The sequence below is a fragment of the Alphaproteobacteria bacterium genome (genome assembly GCA_016124955.1).
Classification (GTDB): Bacteria; Pseudomonadota; Alphaproteobacteria; order UBA9219; family RFNS01; genus RI-461.
The window spans coordinates 22,483-39,823 of record WGMR01000007.1 but is presented as its reverse complement, the minus strand read 5'-3'; the positions used below and the strand labels follow the sequence as shown (position 1 = coordinate 39,823).

General features: G+C 62.0%; 18 protein-coding genes. 7 read left to right on the top strand and 11 right to left on the bottom strand.

From position 1 onward, the window contains the following. Positions 1-29: 29 nt before the first annotated feature. Positions 30-2,726 (bottom strand): aminopeptidase N, encoded by a 2,697-nt coding sequence (gene pepN / locus GC131_06085; protein ID MBI1273634.1) that lies wholly within the window; start codon positions 2,724-2,726, stop codon positions 30-32. 329 nt (positions 2,727-3,055) lie between these two features. On the opposite strand from pepN, the gene GC131_06080 reads away from it, so the two are divergent. Next, complete coding sequence (locus GC131_06080; protein ID MBI1273633.1) at positions 3,056-4,012, top strand: hypothetical protein; 957 nt, start codon at positions 3,056-3,058, stop codon at positions 4,010-4,012. A gap of 50 nt (positions 4,013-4,062) precedes the next feature. On the opposite strand, the gene bioD is transcribed toward GC131_06080, so the two are convergent. Then, positions 4,063-4,686: a dethiobiotin synthase gene (bioD, locus tag GC131_06075; GenBank protein ID MBI1273632.1), complete on the bottom strand. Its 624-nt coding sequence runs from the start codon at positions 4,684-4,686 to the stop codon at positions 4,063-4,065. Positions 4,687-4,819: 133 nt separating this feature from the next. On the opposite strand from bioD, the gene GC131_06070 reads away from it, so the two are divergent. Continuing rightward, positions 4,820-5,038 carry a hypothetical protein gene (locus GC131_06070; GenBank protein ID MBI1273631.1) on the top strand — a complete coding sequence of 73 codons (219 nt, stop codon included), beginning with the start codon at positions 4,820-4,822 and terminating at the stop codon, positions 5,036-5,038. Between the two features lie 9 nt (positions 5,039-5,047). On the opposite strand, the gene GC131_06065 is transcribed toward GC131_06070, so the two are convergent. The 9 genes from GC131_06065 to GC131_06025 are packed head-to-tail and all read right to left on the bottom strand — an operon-like array spanning position 5,048 to position 12,153. After that, complete coding sequence (locus GC131_06065) at positions 5,048-5,491, bottom strand: iron-sulfur cluster assembly accessory protein (protein ID MBI1273630.1); 444 nt, start codon at positions 5,489-5,491, stop codon at positions 5,048-5,050. Between the two features lie 26 nt (positions 5,492-5,517). Next, entirely contained in the window at positions 5,518-5,826 is a 309-nt protein-coding gene (locus tag GC131_06060) for a DUF59 domain-containing protein (protein ID MBI1273629.1), read from the bottom strand. Positions 5,827-5,853: 27 nt separating this feature from the next. Beyond that, entirely contained in the window at positions 5,854-6,315 is a 462-nt protein-coding gene (locus GC131_06055) for an SUF system NifU family Fe-S cluster assembly protein (protein ID MBI1273628.1), read from the bottom strand. 14 nt (positions 6,316-6,329) lie between these two features. Then, entirely contained in the window at positions 6,330-7,607 is a 1,278-nt protein-coding gene (sufS, locus tag GC131_06050) for a SufS family cysteine desulfurase (protein ID MBI1273627.1), read from the bottom strand. Then, the gene (gene sufD, locus GC131_06045) at positions 7,604-8,713 is read right to left on the bottom strand and encodes a Fe-S cluster assembly protein SufD (protein ID MBI1273626.1); all 1,110 of its coding nucleotides are present in this window, start codon (positions 8,711-8,713) and stop codon (positions 7,604-7,606) included. Before sufD ends, sufS begins: the two co-directional genes overlap by 4 nt. Further along, positions 8,713-9,417: an HAD hydrolase-like protein gene (locus tag GC131_06040; GenBank protein MBI1273625.1), complete on the bottom strand. Its 705-nt coding sequence runs from the start codon at positions 9,415-9,417 to the stop codon at positions 8,713-8,715. Before GC131_06040 ends, sufD begins: the two co-directional genes overlap by 1 nt. After that, positions 9,414-10,190 (bottom strand): Fe-S cluster assembly ATPase SufC, encoded by a 777-nt coding sequence (gene sufC, locus GC131_06035; protein MBI1273624.1) that lies wholly within the window; start codon positions 10,188-10,190, stop codon positions 9,414-9,416. Before sufC ends, GC131_06040 begins: the two co-directional genes overlap by 4 nt. 1 nt (position 10,191) lies before the next feature. Then, the gene (gene sufB / locus GC131_06030; protein ID MBI1273623.1) at positions 10,192-11,688 is read right to left on the bottom strand and encodes a Fe-S cluster assembly protein SufB; all 1,497 of its coding nucleotides are present in this window, start codon (positions 11,686-11,688) and stop codon (positions 10,192-10,194) included. 12 nt (positions 11,689-11,700) lie between these two features. Beyond that, entirely contained in the window at positions 11,701-12,153 is a 453-nt protein-coding gene (locus tag GC131_06025) for an SUF system Fe-S cluster assembly regulator (protein MBI1273622.1), read from the bottom strand. Between the two features lie 251 nt (positions 12,154-12,404). Here GC131_06025 and GC131_06020 point away from each other — a divergent pair, with 251 nt between their 5' ends. Genes GC131_06020 through GC131_06000 form a run of 5 tightly spaced genes read left to right on the top strand, consistent with a single transcriptional unit; the run spans position 12,405 to position 17,170 of the window. Beyond that, positions 12,405-13,343 (top strand): histone deacetylase family protein, encoded by a 939-nt coding sequence (locus tag GC131_06020; GenBank protein ID MBI1273621.1) that lies wholly within the window; start codon positions 12,405-12,407, stop codon positions 13,341-13,343. Positions 13,344-13,390: 47 nt separating this feature from the next. Continuing rightward, a complete protein-coding gene (locus GC131_06015) occupies positions 13,391-13,660 on the top strand; it encodes an exodeoxyribonuclease VII small subunit (GenBank protein ID MBI1273620.1) in 270 nt (89 codons plus the stop codon). Between the two features lie 34 nt (positions 13,661-13,694). Next, positions 13,695-14,594 carry a polyprenyl synthetase family protein gene (locus GC131_06010; protein MBI1273619.1) on the top strand — a complete coding sequence of 300 codons (900 nt, stop codon included), beginning with the start codon at positions 13,695-13,697 and terminating at the stop codon, positions 14,592-14,594. Positions 14,595-14,599: 5 nt separating this feature from the next. Beyond that, complete coding sequence (locus GC131_06005) at positions 14,600-15,334, top strand: TlyA family rRNA (cytidine-2'-O)-methyltransferase (protein MBI1273618.1); 735 nt, start codon at positions 14,600-14,602, stop codon at positions 15,332-15,334. A 15-nt stretch (positions 15,335-15,349) separates the two neighbouring features. Continuing rightward, complete coding sequence (locus tag GC131_06000; protein ID MBI1273617.1) at positions 15,350-17,170, top strand: ABC transporter substrate-binding protein; 1,821 nt, start codon at positions 15,350-15,352, stop codon at positions 17,168-17,170. Positions 17,171-17,341 lie beyond the last annotated feature (171 nt).

Here is a 17,341-nt window from a genome sequence, read left to right as displayed (position 1 = left end):
CCGGCATGGTCACGCCGGGGCCGGGGCGTCTATTTACGGGGCTTTTTGCCGGCCACAAGCGCCTTGTCCACAATTTCGAAAAGATTGCGGGAAATGCCGCCCTTGCCGGCACCGAGCGCGCGCAGCGCCTTCAGCTCTTTTTCCATCAGCTTCTGCCGCTTCGGTTCAAAGGCGCGCCATTGTTCGAACGCGAGCGCGAGCCGCGCCGCCGCCTGCGGATTAAGCCGGTCGGCCGCGCGCACTTCCGCTGCCACAAGCCGGTAGCCCGAACCGTCGGGCGCATGGAAGCGCCACGGGTTGCCGTGGCCGAACGCGCCCGCGAGCGCGCGCAGCTTGTTGGGGTTTTTCCTGTCATACGCCTTGTGGCGCAGCAGCGCGGCCACCGCAGCCGCCGTATCGGTGCGCGAAGCGCCCGCCTGCACCGCCAGCCATTTGTTGATCACCAGCTCGTGGTTTTGCCAGCGGCGATAAAAGTGATCGAGCGCGGGTTTGCGCTCCGGTGCCGCGCTTGAAGCCAGCAGCGCCAGCGCCACAACCTGGTCGGTCATGCTGTTCGATGAACGCAATTGCTTCATGGCCGCGGGCGCATACGCTTTTTCGTCCGCCGCCATCAGGTAACCGAGACACAGATTGCGCAGCGCGCGCACGCCCTGCGTCTTGCCGTCCGCCTTGCGCGCATCGGGCTTCAGCCCCTGCATGCGCGCGGCGAAATCCGCCTCGAGCCGCCCGGCAATTTGCCCGCGCACGCTTTCGCGCGCCCGGTGCACGCGGTCCGGATCGATCAATTGCCCCCGCGCCGCGAGCTCGAGCCCGATCTCATGCTCCGAAGGCAGCGCCAGCATCAGCGCGGTCATGGCGGGCGCGATGGCGCGATCGGCCAGCACGCGCGCCAGCGCATCCGTAAAAGCGGGCGGCGGCGCGGCTGTCTTTTTGCCCTTCATCGCGGCCAGCAAATATTTGCGCATCAGCGTTTGCCCGGCTTCATACCGGCTGAAGGCGTCGCTGTCATGCGCGAGCAAAAACAGCAAATCCTCGTCGCTATAATTGTATTCGAGCCGCACCGGCGCGGAAAAACCGCGCAGCAGCGAAAGCACCGGCTTTTCCGGCACTTTCGTGAAGCTGAAACGTTCAACCGGGGCGCGAAGCTGCAATACATGCGTGCCGCCCATGTCGCGGCCCTCGCTATCGAGAAGGCCGACCGCGAACGGCATATGGAACGGCTTTTTCGCCGCCTGCCCCGGCGTCGGCGGGCAGCTTTGCCGCACGGTCAGCGAAAGCATTTTTTGCCGGGCGTTATATTTACTGGTAACCGCAAGGCGCGGCGTGCCGGCCTGTTCGTACCAGCGCATGAATTGCGCGCGGTCCATGCGGTTTGCGTCCGCCATCGCGGCGGCAAAATCGTCGCATGTGGCGGCGCTGCCGTCATGCCGCTTCACATAAAGCTGCATGCCGCGCCGCCAGCCTTCCGCGCCCAGCAATGTGTGCAGCATGCGGCAAACTTCCGCGCCCTTTTCATAGACCGTGGCGGTGTAGAAATTGTCGATCGTCAAATAGCTGTCCGGCCGCACGGGGTGCGCGGTCGGGCCCGCGTCTTCCGCGAACTGGCGCGAACGCAGCGCCCGCACCGCGCGCACGCGCTCGAGCGCGTCGTCATGCATCGCGCCCACAAACTGCTGTTCGCGAAATACCGTCAAACCTTCCTTCAATGAAAGCTGGAACCAGTCGCGGCAGGTGATGCGGTTACCGGTCCAGTTATGGAAATATTCGTGGCCGACCACGCGCTCGACGAAAGCGATATCGGCATCGGTCGCGATATCGGGGCGCGCGAGGATACAGTCGGAATTGAAGATGTTCAGCCCCTTGTTCTCCATCGCGCCCATATTGAAGAAGCTGACGGCGACGATCATGAAGCGATCGAGGTCGTAGGAAAGCCCGTAGGCTTTTTCGTCCCAGCGCATCGCCGCTTTCAGCGCATCCATCGCGATCTTCACCCGGTCGCCGTTGCCGGGCTCGGTGTAAATCTCGAGCAGCACGCGGCGCCTGTCCTTGGTCACGAACCGGTCGCTAACCTTGCCGAGCCGCCCGGCCACCAGCGCGAACAGATAACAGGGCTTGGGGTGCGGATCGCGCCACTTCACCCAGTGCCGCCCGCCGCCCGCCTTTCCCTTGGCCAGCAGGTTGCCGTTTGAAAGCAGCACGGGATATGTCTTCGCATCCGCTTCGATCCGCACCGTGAATTTCGCAAGCACATCCGGCCGGTCGGGATAATAGGCGATGCGGCGGAAACCTTCCGCCTCGCACTGCGTGGAAAGCATGCCGCCCGAAGCGTAAAGCCCGGAAAGCGTGGTGTTTTTCTGCGGGTCGTGCGCGCTCACAATCTCAACCGTGAATTTCGCCGGCACCTTCTTTATCTGCAAGCCGTGTTCGGAAAGTGCGTAGTCGCGCGCGGAAAGCGTGCGCCCGTTCAGCGAAACGGAAATCAGATCCTGCCCCTCCCCGTCCAGCCAAAGCGGCAGGTTCTTTTCCGTACGCGCGGGGTTGCGGCGCATCTGCAATGTTGCAGCGACGCGCGTGCGTTTATCCCGGATATCGAAATCAAGCGCGGCGGTATCGACCAGATAGGCGGGTGCTTTGTAATCCTTGCGATAGACGGGGCGCGGGCCTTCCTGCTTGCGGGCGGGCTTTCTTCTTTTCGCGGAAAGCTTCTTGAGCGGCGGGCGGAACATGGTAAACACCTATTCACAAGATGAAGAAGGTTATGCCTTTATAGTTAACAACTCTTCAGGGATAGGCAAATTCAGCTTTTCCTGCAACTACCTCCTAAAACAAAGCAACATTCAGCAGGTGCGTGGGTGTCGTTTGCCATTTTCTCTTGAAATCGCAACGGAACAACCCTAAACGTGCCTTGCGAAATGACTTGATTGTCAGGGAATTGCATGCCGTACGCAATTCATACTTTCTGTGTGAAGAGACAGTTTGAATTGTGCCAATGTTTCCGCGATAAAGATTTTTTATTTCGTGCAAAAAAACTGATAGACGTATTTAAGGAATAGTTATGGACGCCACCACTGCCGATATCGATAAACTTGCCGACAAAACAAAAAAAGATACAGACACTCAATCCCTTATTCATGCGGCATGGGCTGCGGGCGCGGCATTTCTGACGGGCGCCGCATGGGTCTTCGCGCTTGGCGCGCTAACGCCCGGGCTTGACCTGATGTGGCGCGTTGTCGGGGCGTTCGCCGCCTCCATGATTGCCGTTCCTTTTATTCAGCACCACATGGTCCGCATAGGCATTCTCAGGGAACAGCCCGAGTATAACCAATGGGGGCGCAGTATTACGGCAACGTCGCTTTTTGCAACCGCTGCAGGCGCACTTACCGCAAGCGGCTTTGGCGCGCATCTTGTTACAGCGCTTATGGCCACCAACCCGCTTGTGCTGGCCGGTATGGGCATCGTGCTGGCCGGAAGCGTTCTCGGTATTTCGGCCGGGTCGCTATTATTGAGTGCACGGCAAGGCGGCAGCGCTTATTGTCCCAGCAACAAACATGAGCCAAAGACCACGCGCGAAATGATCCTTGATGGCGGCATCGCCGCTGGTTCGGCGGCCACCGCAGGCCTGGCATGGTTCTATTCGTTTGGCGTCCTGACATCTTCTCTTGCCATTACTTGGCCGATTGTCGCCGCGCTTGGCCTTTCTATTGGCGCAGCCTGGCTGTTCCAGAATAAAATGGTTGAACTTGGCAACCGGCTCGAAAAGCCTGTTTTGGGTCAAATAGGCCGCATCGGCGCAGGTGCTGCGTTTTTTGCGGCGGCAGGCGGTGTGCTTGTTGCCAGCGGTTTTGGCGGCGTTCTGGCCGGTCTTTTCATGGCCGCGGCGCCGCTCGCAAAGTTTGGTTCAATCGTGGCGCTGGCGTCTTCCGCGTACGCAACATCCTCCACGGCATTGTTCGCGCATTCAAGAAACGGCGGGCAGGCTTACTGTAATTGCGGTGGACCCAAGCAAACATAGGTTCACATATCTGTTGGCCGACTATTTGTGCGACGGCAATGCCGCGCGCCCTACGTCCCAACCCATGCATCGAACGGCACGCGCGGCTTGATCGCGCGCAGCGTTTCTGTGGTGACCTCGTCCAGCAATGGAATTTCGGCCAGCACCCTGGTTTTGCCGAACTGCTCGATCGCCTCGCGGTTGTGCGGCGCGGGCGTGCCGGTCATGATCACGCCCATCACCGGCACTTCGAACCGGCGCAGCGCGCGCAGCGAAAGCACGCTGTGATTGATGGTGCCAAGGCCCGAGCGCGCCACCAGCACCGCAGGCAACCCAAGGTGCCGGATTAAATCCGCCACCATGTCGCGGTCGTTAAGCGGCACCATCACGCCGCCGATCCCTTCCACAACAAGGTTGCGCGCCGTGTTGGGGCGCAAAAACTGTCCCAGATTGATCTTCACCCCCGCGCGCTTGGCTGCTTCGTGCGGCGAAAGCGGTTCGTGCAAACGGTAAACCGGCTTCCAGATATTTTGTTCGGGCAACGCGGCCAGCGCGGCGGCACGATGCGCATCGCTGCCTTCGTCCGCGCCGGTCTCGATCGGCTTCCAGTAATCGGCACGCAGATGCAGCGCGAGCCAGGCCGAAGCGACGGTCTTGCCCACATTGGTATCGGTGCCGGTCATGAAAAGCTGCATGGGCGCTATAGTATCGCAACGCCTTATCTTGTCACTATGGTTAATAACGCAATATCGGCGGCGCTTGCCTGCGCGCGGCACACCGCTCTATGATGCGCGGCATAATCCGGATGCGTATATTTGAAGGCTGTTTATGGAACCCGAACGAAAATCGATTCTTCAGTCCATTCAATCCGTCGGGGCGGAGATATGCGGGCTTGGCTTAATCGTGGCCGGGGCGGTCGGTCTGGCTATTTTATTTTCCGGCTGGTTTCTTCTTATGCTTGGCGTCGCGGCGGTCTATGAGGTGGGTGACCGCAACAGCGCTTTCCGGAAGTGGCTGCACGGCGGGCCGCCGCCGCCAAGGCACTAGCCCGCAGCCCTATACGTGGAAGCTTTCGCCGCAGCCGCAGCGGCCCTTCTCGTTGGGGTTGATGAAGGCGAATTTCGCGCCCAGCCCGTCATCGACCCAATCCATCGTCGTTCCCACAAGATAAAGGCTGGCTTTGCCATCCACGTAAACCGTGACGCCCCCGGCTTCCACCTTTTCGGGCCGCTCGAAACGTTTCATGGCCGCAAAACTTTCGGCCTCGGCGCGGCTGACGAAACGCATGTCATAACTAAGCCCCGAACAGCCCTTGGTCTTCACCCCGACCCAGAGCGCAACCGGCGTTTCCATCTCCGCCCGCCCGGGGTTGGCGTCAATATCCTGCGCGATCAGGGCGCGCACGCGCTGCGCGGCGCCTGCGGTCAGCGTCACCGCCTGCGGCGGCGCGCCCGGCGCGGCCTGCACGGGCTTTTCCTGCGGGCCTGCAATATCGGTCATGGAATGGTCGGTCATGCCAGCATCCTTCAAAACATATTCAATTCAAGTTTCGCGGCCTCGCTCATGCGCGCGGCGGTCCATGGCGGGTCCCACACCAGGTTCACGGTTACGTCCGCAAGCCCCTGCACGCGCGCCGCCGCTTCCTTCACCATGCCGGGCATCGCGCCCGCCACCGGGCAAGCCGGGGTGGTCAGCGTCATATCGATCACGCAATCGGGCGCGCCGCTTTCGCTTTCCGTCAATTCAAGCCGGTAGATAAGCCCCATATCATAAACATTCACCGGTATTTCGGGGTCGTGCACCGTCCGGATCTGTTCGATGATCTGTTGCTTCATTGCCTCGGTTGCAGTTTCGTCCACGCCCTACTCCGTTGAAATCTTCTCGTCGCCCTTCAGCGCCGCCTGCATACTGTGCCAGGCCAGCGTCGCACATTTGACCCGCACCGGGTAATGCCGCACGCCGGCCAGCGCCGCGATTCGCGCGCGGTCGTCCGCGTCCACGTCCCCCGGCATCTGCTGCCCGCCGCCGGTGCAGGCGGCATGGAAGGCCGTAAACAGCTTTTCCGCCTCGTCCCGCGTCCGGCCCTTCAGCATCTCGGTCATGATCGAAGCGGACGCGATCGAAATGGCGCAACCCGTGCCCTGAAATGCGATATCGGTAACCACATCGCTTTCGTCAAGGGTCAGGTGCAAAACAAGCCGGTCGCCGCATAGCGGGTTGTGCCCCAGCGCTTCGCGGTGCGGGCCCGTGATGGCGCGGAAATTGCGCGGGTTCTTGCCGTGATCGAGGATCAGATCCTGATACAGCTCGCGCAGATCGTCCATTTCAACGGCGCCCGTCATCCGAACAAGTCCTGCGCCACCCGCAACGCCGCCGCAAGCGCATCCGCTTCGGCGCGCGTGCTGTACATGCCGAACGAGGCGCGCACGGTGGCGGGTATGCCGTAGCGTTCCATCACCGGCTGGGCGCAATGATGCCCGGCGCGCACCGCCACGCCATGCTGGTCCAGCACGGTGCCCACATCATGCGGGTGCACGCCGCTTAGAACGAAGGAAATGATCCCGGCCTTTTCCGGCGCAGTGCCGATGATGCGCAAACCCGCAATATCGTTCAGCCTGTCTTCGGCATAGCGCAGCAAATCGTCTTCATGCGCGGCAATACGGTCGATGCCGATGGCGCTGATATAATCGATCGCGGCCGCAAGGCCGATCGCTTCCGCAATCGGCGGCGTGCCGGCTTCGAAGCGGAAGGGCGGCTCGCGGAAACCGGTGCCGGCAAAACTCACTTCCGTGATCATGCTGCCGCCGCCCTGATAGGGCGGCATCCGGCGCAAATGTTCGGCCTTGCCATACAGCACACCGATCCCGGTCGGGCCATACAGCTTGTGGCCGGTAAACACATAAAAATCGCAATCCAGCGCGCGCACATCCACACGCATGCGGGGCACCGCCTGCGCGCCGTCCGCCAGTACCGGCACGCCGCGCGCATGCGCCGCGCGCACGATATCGGCCACCGGCAAAATGGTGCCGAGCGCGTTCGATACGTGCGCAACCGCCACCATTCTGGTTTTTCCGGTGCAGGCGGCGGCGATATCTTCCGCACTTACCTCGCCCGCGTCGGAAATGCGCACGGGCACGACCCGTATGCCGATTTGCCGTTCAAGCAGTTGCCAGGGCACGATATTGGCGTGGTGCTCCAGCTCGGTCACCACAACCTCGTCGCCCGGTTTGAAGAAAGCGTGCCCGAAGGATGCGGCCACAAGATTGATGCTTTCGGTCGCGTTGCGGGTGAAGATAATTTCTTCGGCCGCGCCCGCGTTCAGAAAACGGCGCACGCTTTCGCGCGCGTCTTCATATTTTTGCGTCGCGCGCAGCGAAAGTTCGTGTACGCCGCGGTGGATATTGGCGTAGTCGCGTTCGTAAAAACGCGTCATCGCCTCCAGAACTTGCCGCGGGCGCTGCGCCGAAGCGGCGCTATCGAGGTAAGCGAGCGGGCGCCCATGCACGCGCTCATTCAAAATCGGGAAATCGGCGCGAATGCGCTCGACATCATAGGTCTGCGGCGCCGCGCAGGCGAACAACTCCGACGCCTTGTTTTGTCTGCTGCCCGCCGTCATGATCCCGCTCCTTCCAGCCAGCTGCCGACACGGGCATGCAATTCTTCGCGCACCACCGGCAACGCCGCTTCATCGATCAGTTCGCTGACAAACCCGCGCACCAGAAGCGCGCGCGCGTCCGGCGCGGGAATGCCGCGGCTGCGCAAATAGAAAAGCGCGGTTTCGTCGATCTGGCCCACCGTCGCGCCGTGGCTGCACTTCACGTCGTCGGCATAAATCTCAAGCTCCGGCTTCGCGTTCATCTCGGCGGTTCCGGAAAGCATCAGGGCGCGGCTTAGCTGGTGGCCGTCGGTCTTTTGTGCGCCCGGCGCCACAAGGATCTTGCCCTGGAACACGCCGCGCGCGCTGCCGTCAAGCACGGTGCGGTACACTTCGCGGCTCGAGGTTGCGGGTGCAAGATGCTCGATCAGGGTTGTTGTGTCGGCATGCTGGCGGCCGCGCAGCAGCATCATGCCCGCAAGCCGCGTCTGCGCGCCGGTGCCGCACAGCTGCACGCGCACTTCATGGCGGCTAAGCCCCGCGCCGGTCGTAAGCGCAAACTGGTCATAGAACGCGCCGCTTGCCACGGCGATCTCGCTATGCGTCAGCTGCGTGTGCGCCGTATCCATACCCTGCAGCCGCACATGCACGAGCTTGGCGTGGTCACCGAGAATGATCTTGTTCTCGCGCAGCGCAACATAGGGCGAACCGCCCAACGATAGATGATGTTCGATCAGGGTCAGCCGCCCGGAAGCCCCGAGCCGGATGCGCATTTCGGTATTGCCGGTGCGCGGCCCGTCATCGGCGGTCGCGACATGAATAAGTTCGAGCGGCGCAACCGCAAGGCAGGTTTCCTTGCTAAGGGAAATATCATAGCCGCTGTCGGTATCGCCGCTGATAATGTTTTCGGGCAGCCCGCCAAGCAGGCACAGCGCCTTTTGCAAATACCCGTCCACGAATACGAGCCGGTGCCGGTCGGCTGCGTCGGGCATAATGCTGGGCAACCGGTCGATGCTTGCGCGCGGCGGCGGCGCGGCGCGGTATGTTTCGGCGGCAAGCGGCTTCAGCGTGGTGTATTTCCACGCTTCCCGTTCGCCGGCGGCCCGTTCGATCCATTGCTGCAGCATCAGCGCACCCCCCCGAAACCGTGCGCATCCATCACGCTTTCCATTTCGCGCAAATGGTTGATCAGGTAGTGCGGTTTGGCCGCCTTGAGCCGCGGGGTCGAAACATGCCCGTCGGTGATCGCGACCCCGGTCAGCGAAAGATCGTGCGCGATCTGGGTTTCTTCATGGCTGTCGCCCACAACCATCACATTTTCCGGCGCAATGCGGTGATGCGCGATGAAATCGGACAGCAATTCGGCCTTGCGGCGGCGGCGCGTCTTCATGCTGCGCTCTTCATGCGCCAGCACGGCTGTAATGGCGCCGTCCAGACCGAGCCGTTCGATATGCCGCTCGATATCCGGCACATTGTGGTTGCTCAGCACAACCGCATGCATGCCGCGCTTTTTCAAAAGCCCAAGCAGCTCGCGCGCGCCGCGGCGCAGCCGCGCCGATTGCGCCATGCTTTCGTAAGTGTCGTGGAACAACGTATAGGTGATATCGGTGCGGGTGTGGAACACATCCGCGCCCACGCCGATATTGGCGTAAAACCGGTCGATCGGAATGTCATAGGCGTTGCGGTAGGTCGCAAAATCGATCGTGTCGTAGCCCATCACCTGCAAAATATGGTTGGTGCAGGCGAAAATGATGCGCGCGTCGGCCAGCAGCGTGCCGTTCCAGTCCAGCGCAACCAGATGCGTGATTTTTTCGCCCCCCGCCAGCGTCATGCCGCCTTGCCTCCGCTTTTGTCCGCCAGCGCGCCATAGCCTTCCGCTTCCAGCTGCGCCGCCAGTTCGGGCCCGCCCGAACGCGCGATGCGCCCGTCCGCCAGCACATGCACGCGGTCGGGCTTGATGTAATCGAGCAGGCGCTGGTAATGCGTGATTACCAGCATGGCACGGACCTTGCCGCCCGCGCTTTCGGCGCGCAGCGCGTTGACGCCGTCGGCCACGATTCGCAGCGCATCGATATCGAGCCCGCTGTCGGTTTCATCGAGCACGCACAAGGCAGGCTCCAGCAGCGCCATTTGCAGAACCTCGTTGCGCTTCTTCTCGCCGCCCGAAAAACCGGCATTGACCGCGCGCTTCAGCATGTCTTCGCCGATCCCGAGCAGCCCGGCCTTTTCCCGCACCAGCTTGAGGAATTGCATGGCATCGAGCGCATCCTGCCCGCGCGCCCGGCGCACGGCATTCAGCGCGGTTTTCATGAACACGGTGTTGCTGACGCCCGGGATTTCAACGGGGTACTGGAACGCAAGGAACAGGCCCAAAGCCGCCCGCGCTTCCGGTTCAAGCGCGAGCAAATCGGCGCCGTTGAAGCGCACGCTGCCTTCGCTCACGTCATAGCCCTCGCGCCCCGCCAGCACATAGGAAAGCGTGGATTTCCCGGCCCCGTTCGGGCCCATGATTGCATGCACCTCGCCCAAGGGCACGGCCAGGTCCAGCCCCTTCAAAATCTGCTTGCCGTCAACGGCGGCGTGTAAATTCTTGATCTCAAGCATATTATCCGACACTTCCTTCCAGACTGATGCCAACCAATTTCTGCGCCTCGACCGCGAATTCCATCGGCAGCACGGCCAGCACTTCCTTGCAAAACCCGTTGACGATCAGCGCGACCGACTCTTCGGCCGTAAGCCCGCGCTGGCGGCAATAAAAAAGCTGGTCTTCGCTGATCTTGGCCGTGGTCGCTTCGTGCTCGACGCTGGCGCTCGGGTTGCGTTGCTCTATATAGGGCACGGTGTGCGCGCCGCAACGGTCGCCGATAAGCAAGCTGTCGCATTGCGTGTGGTTGCGCGCGCCGTGCGCGGTGCGCATGATCTTCACCAGCCCGCGATAGGTGTTGTCGGCGCGCCCTGCCGAAATGCCCTTGGATACGATGGTCGAGCGCGTGTTTTTGCCGATATGGATCATCTTGGTGCCGGTATCGGCTTGCTGGAAATTGTTGGTGATGGCGACCGAATAAAATTCGCCCACCGAATTATCGCCGCGCAGCACGCAAGAAGGGTATTTCCAGGTGATGGCCGAGCCGGTTTCCACCTGGGTCCAGGAAATTTTGGAATTGCGCCCGCGGCAGTCGCCGCGCTTGGTAACGAAGTTGTAAATGCCGCCCTTCCCGTTTTCGTCGCCGGGGTACCAGTTCTGCACGGTCGAATATTTGATCTGCGCGTCGTCGAGCGCGACCAGCTCCACCACCGCGGCATGCAGCTGGTTTTCGTCGCGCTTGGGCGCGGTGCAGCCTTCAAGGTATGAAACATGGCTGGCTTCGGCGGCGATGATCAGCGTACGCTCGAACTGCCCGGTGTTGGCGGCATTGATACGAAAATAGGTCGAAAGCTCCATCGGGCAACGCACGCCGCGGGGGATATAAACGAACGAGCCGTCCGTGAATACCGCGCTGTTGAGCGCGGCGAAGAAATTGTCGCCCGCCGGAACGACGGTGCCGAGATAGCGCTGCACCAGCTCGGGGTGTTCGCGCACCGCCTCGGCGATCGAGCAGAAAACGATCCCCTCTGCCGCCAGTGTCTCTTTATATGTCGTGGCGACCGAAACACTGTCGAACACCGCGTCCACGGCCACGCGCGGCGGCGCGGAAGCGGGCTGCACGCCCGCCAGCATTTCCTGTTCGCGCAGCGGAATGCCAAGCTTTTCGTAGGTCTTCAAAAGCTCCGGATCGACCTCATCAAGGCTCTTCGGCCCGTCCTTTTGCTTGGGCGCGGCATAATAATAGGCATCCTGATAATCGATCGGCGCGTGCTTAACCTTGGCCCAGTCCGGCTCCTTCATCGTCAGCCAATGGCGGAAGGCCTTCAGCCGCCATTCCAGCAGCCATGCGGGTTCGCCCTTCTTGGCGGAAATAAAGCGTACCGTATCCTCGCTCAAACCTTTGGGCGCGCGGTCGGCCTCGATCTCGGTGACGAAGCCCCACTTGTATTTCTGCTCGGCCAGCGCCTTGATATCGGGCGCCGGGGCCGGGTTGCGGGGGGCGGGTTGCGATGACATGTGCGCGTTCCCTTACGCCTGCGCGCCGGTTCGCGGCATATCTTCCACCTGCAGCGCACGCAGCGCGGGCGATGTCATATCGGCCAGCGTGACGTTTTCAAGCGCGGCGCGGATCGCAAGGTTCACCTTGTTCCAGTGGCCCTGCATGCTGCAGCTATGTTCCATGCCGCAGGTTTTCTGGTGGCCCTCGGCGCAATCGGTCAGCGCGATCGGCCCGTCCATCGCGGTGATGATGTCGGCGACGGTGATTGAGACGGCAGGGCGCGCAAGCCGGTAACCGCCGGCGGCGCCGCGCTGGGCTGTTACGATATCCGATTTCGCGAGCCGCTTGAGCACCTTGGCGATCGTGGGCGCGGGAATGGCCGTGCATTGCGCCAGCCCTGTCACCGTGGTAATGCGATTCTGCGCGCTCATGGTGGTCAAAAGCACGACCGCATAGTCCGTCAATTTGTTCAGGCGCAGCATCGCGGCGCTCCCTTTCATGTTTTCCTGCGAAGAACGCCCGGGTAATTTAAAGACCGGGGGCGTACAAGGGCATTGTAACGCAAACAGGACAATATAAGTACTATTTACATGCCATGTTGCTAAGTCATTATCAATATTGAACAATTTATTAGATATCAAGCTATTAGCGTTTCATTTAATAACTGTTATTAACTGGTCATCCCCTATACATATTTTCCCCTGTGCGCTGCGAAATAACTAATATTGGTAACATGACAACAGCCCTTTTCAGCCACGATGCCTGCCACAACCACGATACCGGGCAAGGCCACCCTGAACAGCCCGCCCGCTACGATGCCGTGATGGCGGCGCTGGCGGGGCCGGAATTCGTGGCGCTGGCGCGGCGCGAAGCGCCCAAGGCTGGCGTGGAACAGATCGCGCGCGTGCATCCCCGCGCCTATGTCGAAGCCATGCTCGCAAGCGTGCCGGAAAAAAATCTCTTCCCGGTCGATACCGATACCATCCTTTCGCCCGGCTCCGGCAAGGCGATGCTGCGTTCGGCAGGCGCCGGGATCGCGGCCGTCGATGCCGTGATGGCGGGCGAGGTTCAAAACGCCTTTTGCGTCGTGCGCCCGCCCGGCCACCATGCCGAACCGCAAACGCCGATGGGCTTTTGTTTCTTCAACAATATCGCCATCGCCGCCGCGCACGCGCTTGCCGCACATAAACTTGAACGCGTGGCGCTTGTCGATTTCGATGTGCACCACGGCAACGGAACCCAGACATGGGCGGAACGCGAACCGCGCGCCTTCTTCTGTTCCACGCACCAGTCGCCGCTCTATCCCGGCACCGGCATGGCGAACGAACATGGCGGGCACGGCAACATCCTCAATGTGCCGCTGCCTGCGGGCGCGGGGGGAAAATCCTTCATGGCCGCGATCGAAGGCCAGGCCGTGCCCGCGCTTGAAGCATGGAAACCGCAAATTCTGTTCATTTCCGCCGGGTTCGATGCGCACGCCAATGACCCGCTTGCGGGCATGAGTCTGCTGGAAGAAGATTTCGCAGCCGCCACGCGGGCGCTGTGCGCCATGGCGGCGCGGCAATGCGGCGGGCGCGTGGTTTCGGTGCTGGAAGGCGGCTACAATATCGATGCCCTGGCGCGCAGCGCGGCCGCGCATGTGCTTAGCCTGATGGAAGCCGGTAAGGCTTGATCAAGGCCGGCAAAACGGCTTAAAGTCGCTGCCGGTAAAGGAACCCAATGCCCAAAAGCACTGCCCAAACAGGCGCCGAGCCGACAATCCCGGCCGATATCGCCAAACTAAGCTTCGAGGAAGCGATGGCCGAGCTCGATAAGCTCGTGCGCCAGCTCGAAGACGGCAAGGCGAAGCTCGATGACGCCATCGGCGCGTATGAGCGCGGCAGCGCGTTGAAACGCCATTGCGAAGCGCGCCTGCGCGACGCCCGCATGAAGATCGAAAAAATCGCCCTGACGGCGAACGGCCCCGCCGCCGCGCCGTTCGAAGAATAACCCCGGCCTAACCCCGCACGAAGGTTCCCCGCCCATGCCCTCGCTCCATCCCGATCTCGCAACCGCCATGACAGACATCGCCGCGGCGGTCGAACGCACGATGGACCGCCTGCTGCCCAAGGGCGGCCTCGCGGAAAACCGTTTGTTCGATGCCATGCGCTACGGCGCGCTCGGCGGCGGCAAGCGGCTGCGCCCGTTTCTTGTCATGTCCTCGGCCTCGCTGTTCGGCGTCAACGAAAGCTGCGCCCTGCGCGCCGCGACGGCTGTCGAATGCATCCATTGCTATTCGTTGATCCACGACGATTTGCCGGCGATGGACAACAGCGATCTGCGCCGCGGCAAACCCACCGTGCACAAGGAATATGACGATGCGACCGCGATCCTTGCAGGCGACGCGCTGCTGACGCTGGCATTCGAAATTCTCGCCGATCCGCTGACGCACGAAGATCCGCATGTGCGCTGCGCGCTGGTGACCGAACTTGCCAAGGCTTCGGGCGGGCAAGGCATGGTCGGCGGCCAGATGCTCGATCTCGTCGCAGAAACCACCGCGCTCGATATCGGCGCCATCACCCGGCTGCAGCGCATGAAAACCGGCGATCTGATCGCCTTTTCCGCGGTGGCAGGCGGCATTCTCGGGCGCGCGGCGGCACAAAACCATAACGCGCTGCGCAACTACGCGCACGATCTCGGCCTCGCTTTCCAGATCATCGACGATCTGCTCGATGCCGAAGGCACCGAAGCCGAAACCGGAAAATCCGTCGGCCGCGACGCGGGCGCGGGCAAGGCCACCTTCGTCACCATCCTCGGACCCGACCGCGCGCGGGCGCAAGCGCATCTGTTGTCGGAACAGGCGATCAGGCATCTCAATGTGTTTTCCGGCCGCGCAGGCGCACTCGAGGATGTCGCGCGCTTCGTCGTGGAACGGCGCAAATAGCGCGCATGAAAAAACAGCGCGCCGATCTCGCCCTTGTAGCGCGCGGGCTGGCGGCTGACGAAAAAAAGGCGCGCGCGCTGATCATGGCCGGCGAAGTTCTTGCGGGCACGCGCCGCATCGACAAGCCGTCCGAAACCGTCGCGCCGGAAGACGATCTGCATTTGCGGGAAAAGCCGCATCCCTATGTTTCGCGCGGCGGCATCAAGCTCGCGGCCGCGCTCGATCACTTTGCCGTCGATCCCGCCGGCCTTGTCTGCCTCGATGTCGGTTCCTCCACCGGCGGTTTCACCGATGTGCTCTTGCAGCGCGGCGCGGCGCGGGTCTATGCGGTGGATAGCGGCACACATCAATTGCACGAAAAATTGCGCGCCGATCCGCGCGTAATTTTGCACGAAAAGACCAGCGCCCGCATACTCACGCGCGATCACGTGCCCGAAGCGCCGCAGCTTGTCGTGGCCGATGTCAGTTTCATGCCGCTTGCGGAAATCCTGCCCGCGCCGCTTGCGCTGGCGGCGCCGGGCGCGGCGCTGGTCGCGCTCGTGAAACCGCAATTCGAGGCAGCGCGCACCGATATCGGCCCCGGCGGCGTGGTGCGCGACACGGCGGTCCACGCCGCCGCATGCGATACCGTGGCGCGCTGGCTCGGCCAGCAAGGCTGGCAGGTCGGCGGCATCCTTCCAAGCCCCATCACGGGCGCCGACGGCAACCGGGAATTTTTGCTGGCCGCGAAGCGCAAATAGCATTACTTATTGCCTATGCAGCTTCCCCGCCTCGCAGCCCTGCTTATCGCCGCTTTGTTCCTCGCCGTGCCCGCGCTTGCAGCCGATGCGCCGCCGGGTGCGCATGCGATCGCCATGCACGGCGCGCCGAAATATCCGGACGGCTTCAAGCATTTTGACTATGTGAACCCGGATGCCCCCAAGGACGGCACGCTGCACATGGCCCAGACCGGAAGCTTCGACAGCCTCAACCCCTTTATCGTGCGCGGCGCGGCGGCGGCGGGCATACCCTACATATACGATACGCTGATGGCGCGGAGCCGCGACGAGCCCTTCACGCTCTATGGCCTGATCGCGCAGCGGGTCGATGTGCCGGCCGATCGCAGCAGCATGACGATTTACCTCGACAAGCGCGCGCGCTGGCACGATGGCGTGCCGATGACGGCAGCCGACGTGATCTTCAGCTGGCAAACGTTGCGCAAGTTCGGCCGCCCCAACCATCGCGCCTATTATGCGCGCGCGAAGGCCGAACAGCTCGATCGCAGCACGGTGCGTTTCACGTTCACGCCGGATGCGGACGGCAAGATCGACCGCGAATTGCCGCTGATCTTCGGCCTGATGACGGTGCTGCCCAAGCATTACTGGCAAAGCGAAACCTTCAACGCCACCACGCTGACCCCGCCCGTGGGCAGCGGGCCATACCGCATCGCCGCGGTGGACCCCGGGCGCTCCATCACCTATGAACGCGTGACCGATTACTGGGCGGCGGACCTGCCGGCCAATCGCGGGCTCTATAACTTCGATAAAATCGTGTTCGATTATTACCGCGATGACGCGGTCGCGCTGCAGGCTTTCAAGGCCGGGCAAGCCGATGTGCGCGTGGAAACCGATCCGGCGCGCTGGGCCGAAGCCTACGAATCCTCCGCGCTGGCTTCGGGCAAGATCAAGCAGGAATTGCTGAAGAACGAACGCGCCGATGTCGCGCGCGCCTTCGCTTTCAACTTGCGCCGCCCGCTGTTCCAGGACCCGGTCTTGCGGGAAGCGATCGCCTCTACCTTCGATTTCAACTGGGTCAACCGCGCGCTGTTCTACGGCATGGCCAAGCGCACCGCCAGCTATTTCCCGAATTCCGCGCTTGCCGCCACCGGTACGCCGGGCACCAATGAACTGAAATATCTGACGCAGCTGCAGGAAGGTTTGCCGCAGCGTCTGTTCAACCTGCCGGTCGAAGCCATCGTTCCGCCGGGCGACGCCGAAAATCCCGGCGGGCCGGAAGCGATGCGGCCCGTACTGCGCGAACAAAGCGAAAAGCTGCGCGCCGCGGGCTATACGCTGCGTTTTGGCGAACTTGTCACGCCCAAGGGCGTGCCGGTCGCGTTCGAACTTTTGCTCGGCGATCCGGCCGACGAAAAAATCGCGCTTGCTTTCGCGCGCGGGCTCGCGCCGCTCGGTATCAAAGTGACCGTCCGTACCGCTGACGGCGCGCAATATGCCGCGCGCCTGACGCAGTTCGATTACGACATGGCAAGCGTGTCCTGGTTCAACAGCCTGTCGCCCGGCAATGAACAACAGGTCTATTGGGGCAGCCGTGCGGCGGATCAAAAAGGCAGCCGCAATTATCCCGGCGTGAAAAGCGAAGCGGTTGACCGGCTGATCCGCGCGATCCCCCTCACCTCTTCGCGCACCGCGCTGATTGCGGCCGCGCGCGCGCTCGACCGCATCCTGCTCTGGGGTTTCTATACCGTGCCGCTCTATTATTTGGGCGTGGATTATGTCGCCAGCTGGGAAGGCATCGCCCACCCGGCCGAAATGCCGCTTTATGGATTCGTGCTCGAAAGCTGGTGGCGCGAAGGCTAGCGCCCCCGCCGCCCGAAAAATGTGAAAGCTCCCCTGAAAAAATCTTACCGCTTTCTTGACGCGGCCTGCCCCGGCGCGGCCCCATAACCCCGTATTAGGGTTAAATTTCTTGGCTAATCAATCGTTATTGTTCGAATTTAAAATGAATTTGGCCGCAAGTTGCAATCATTA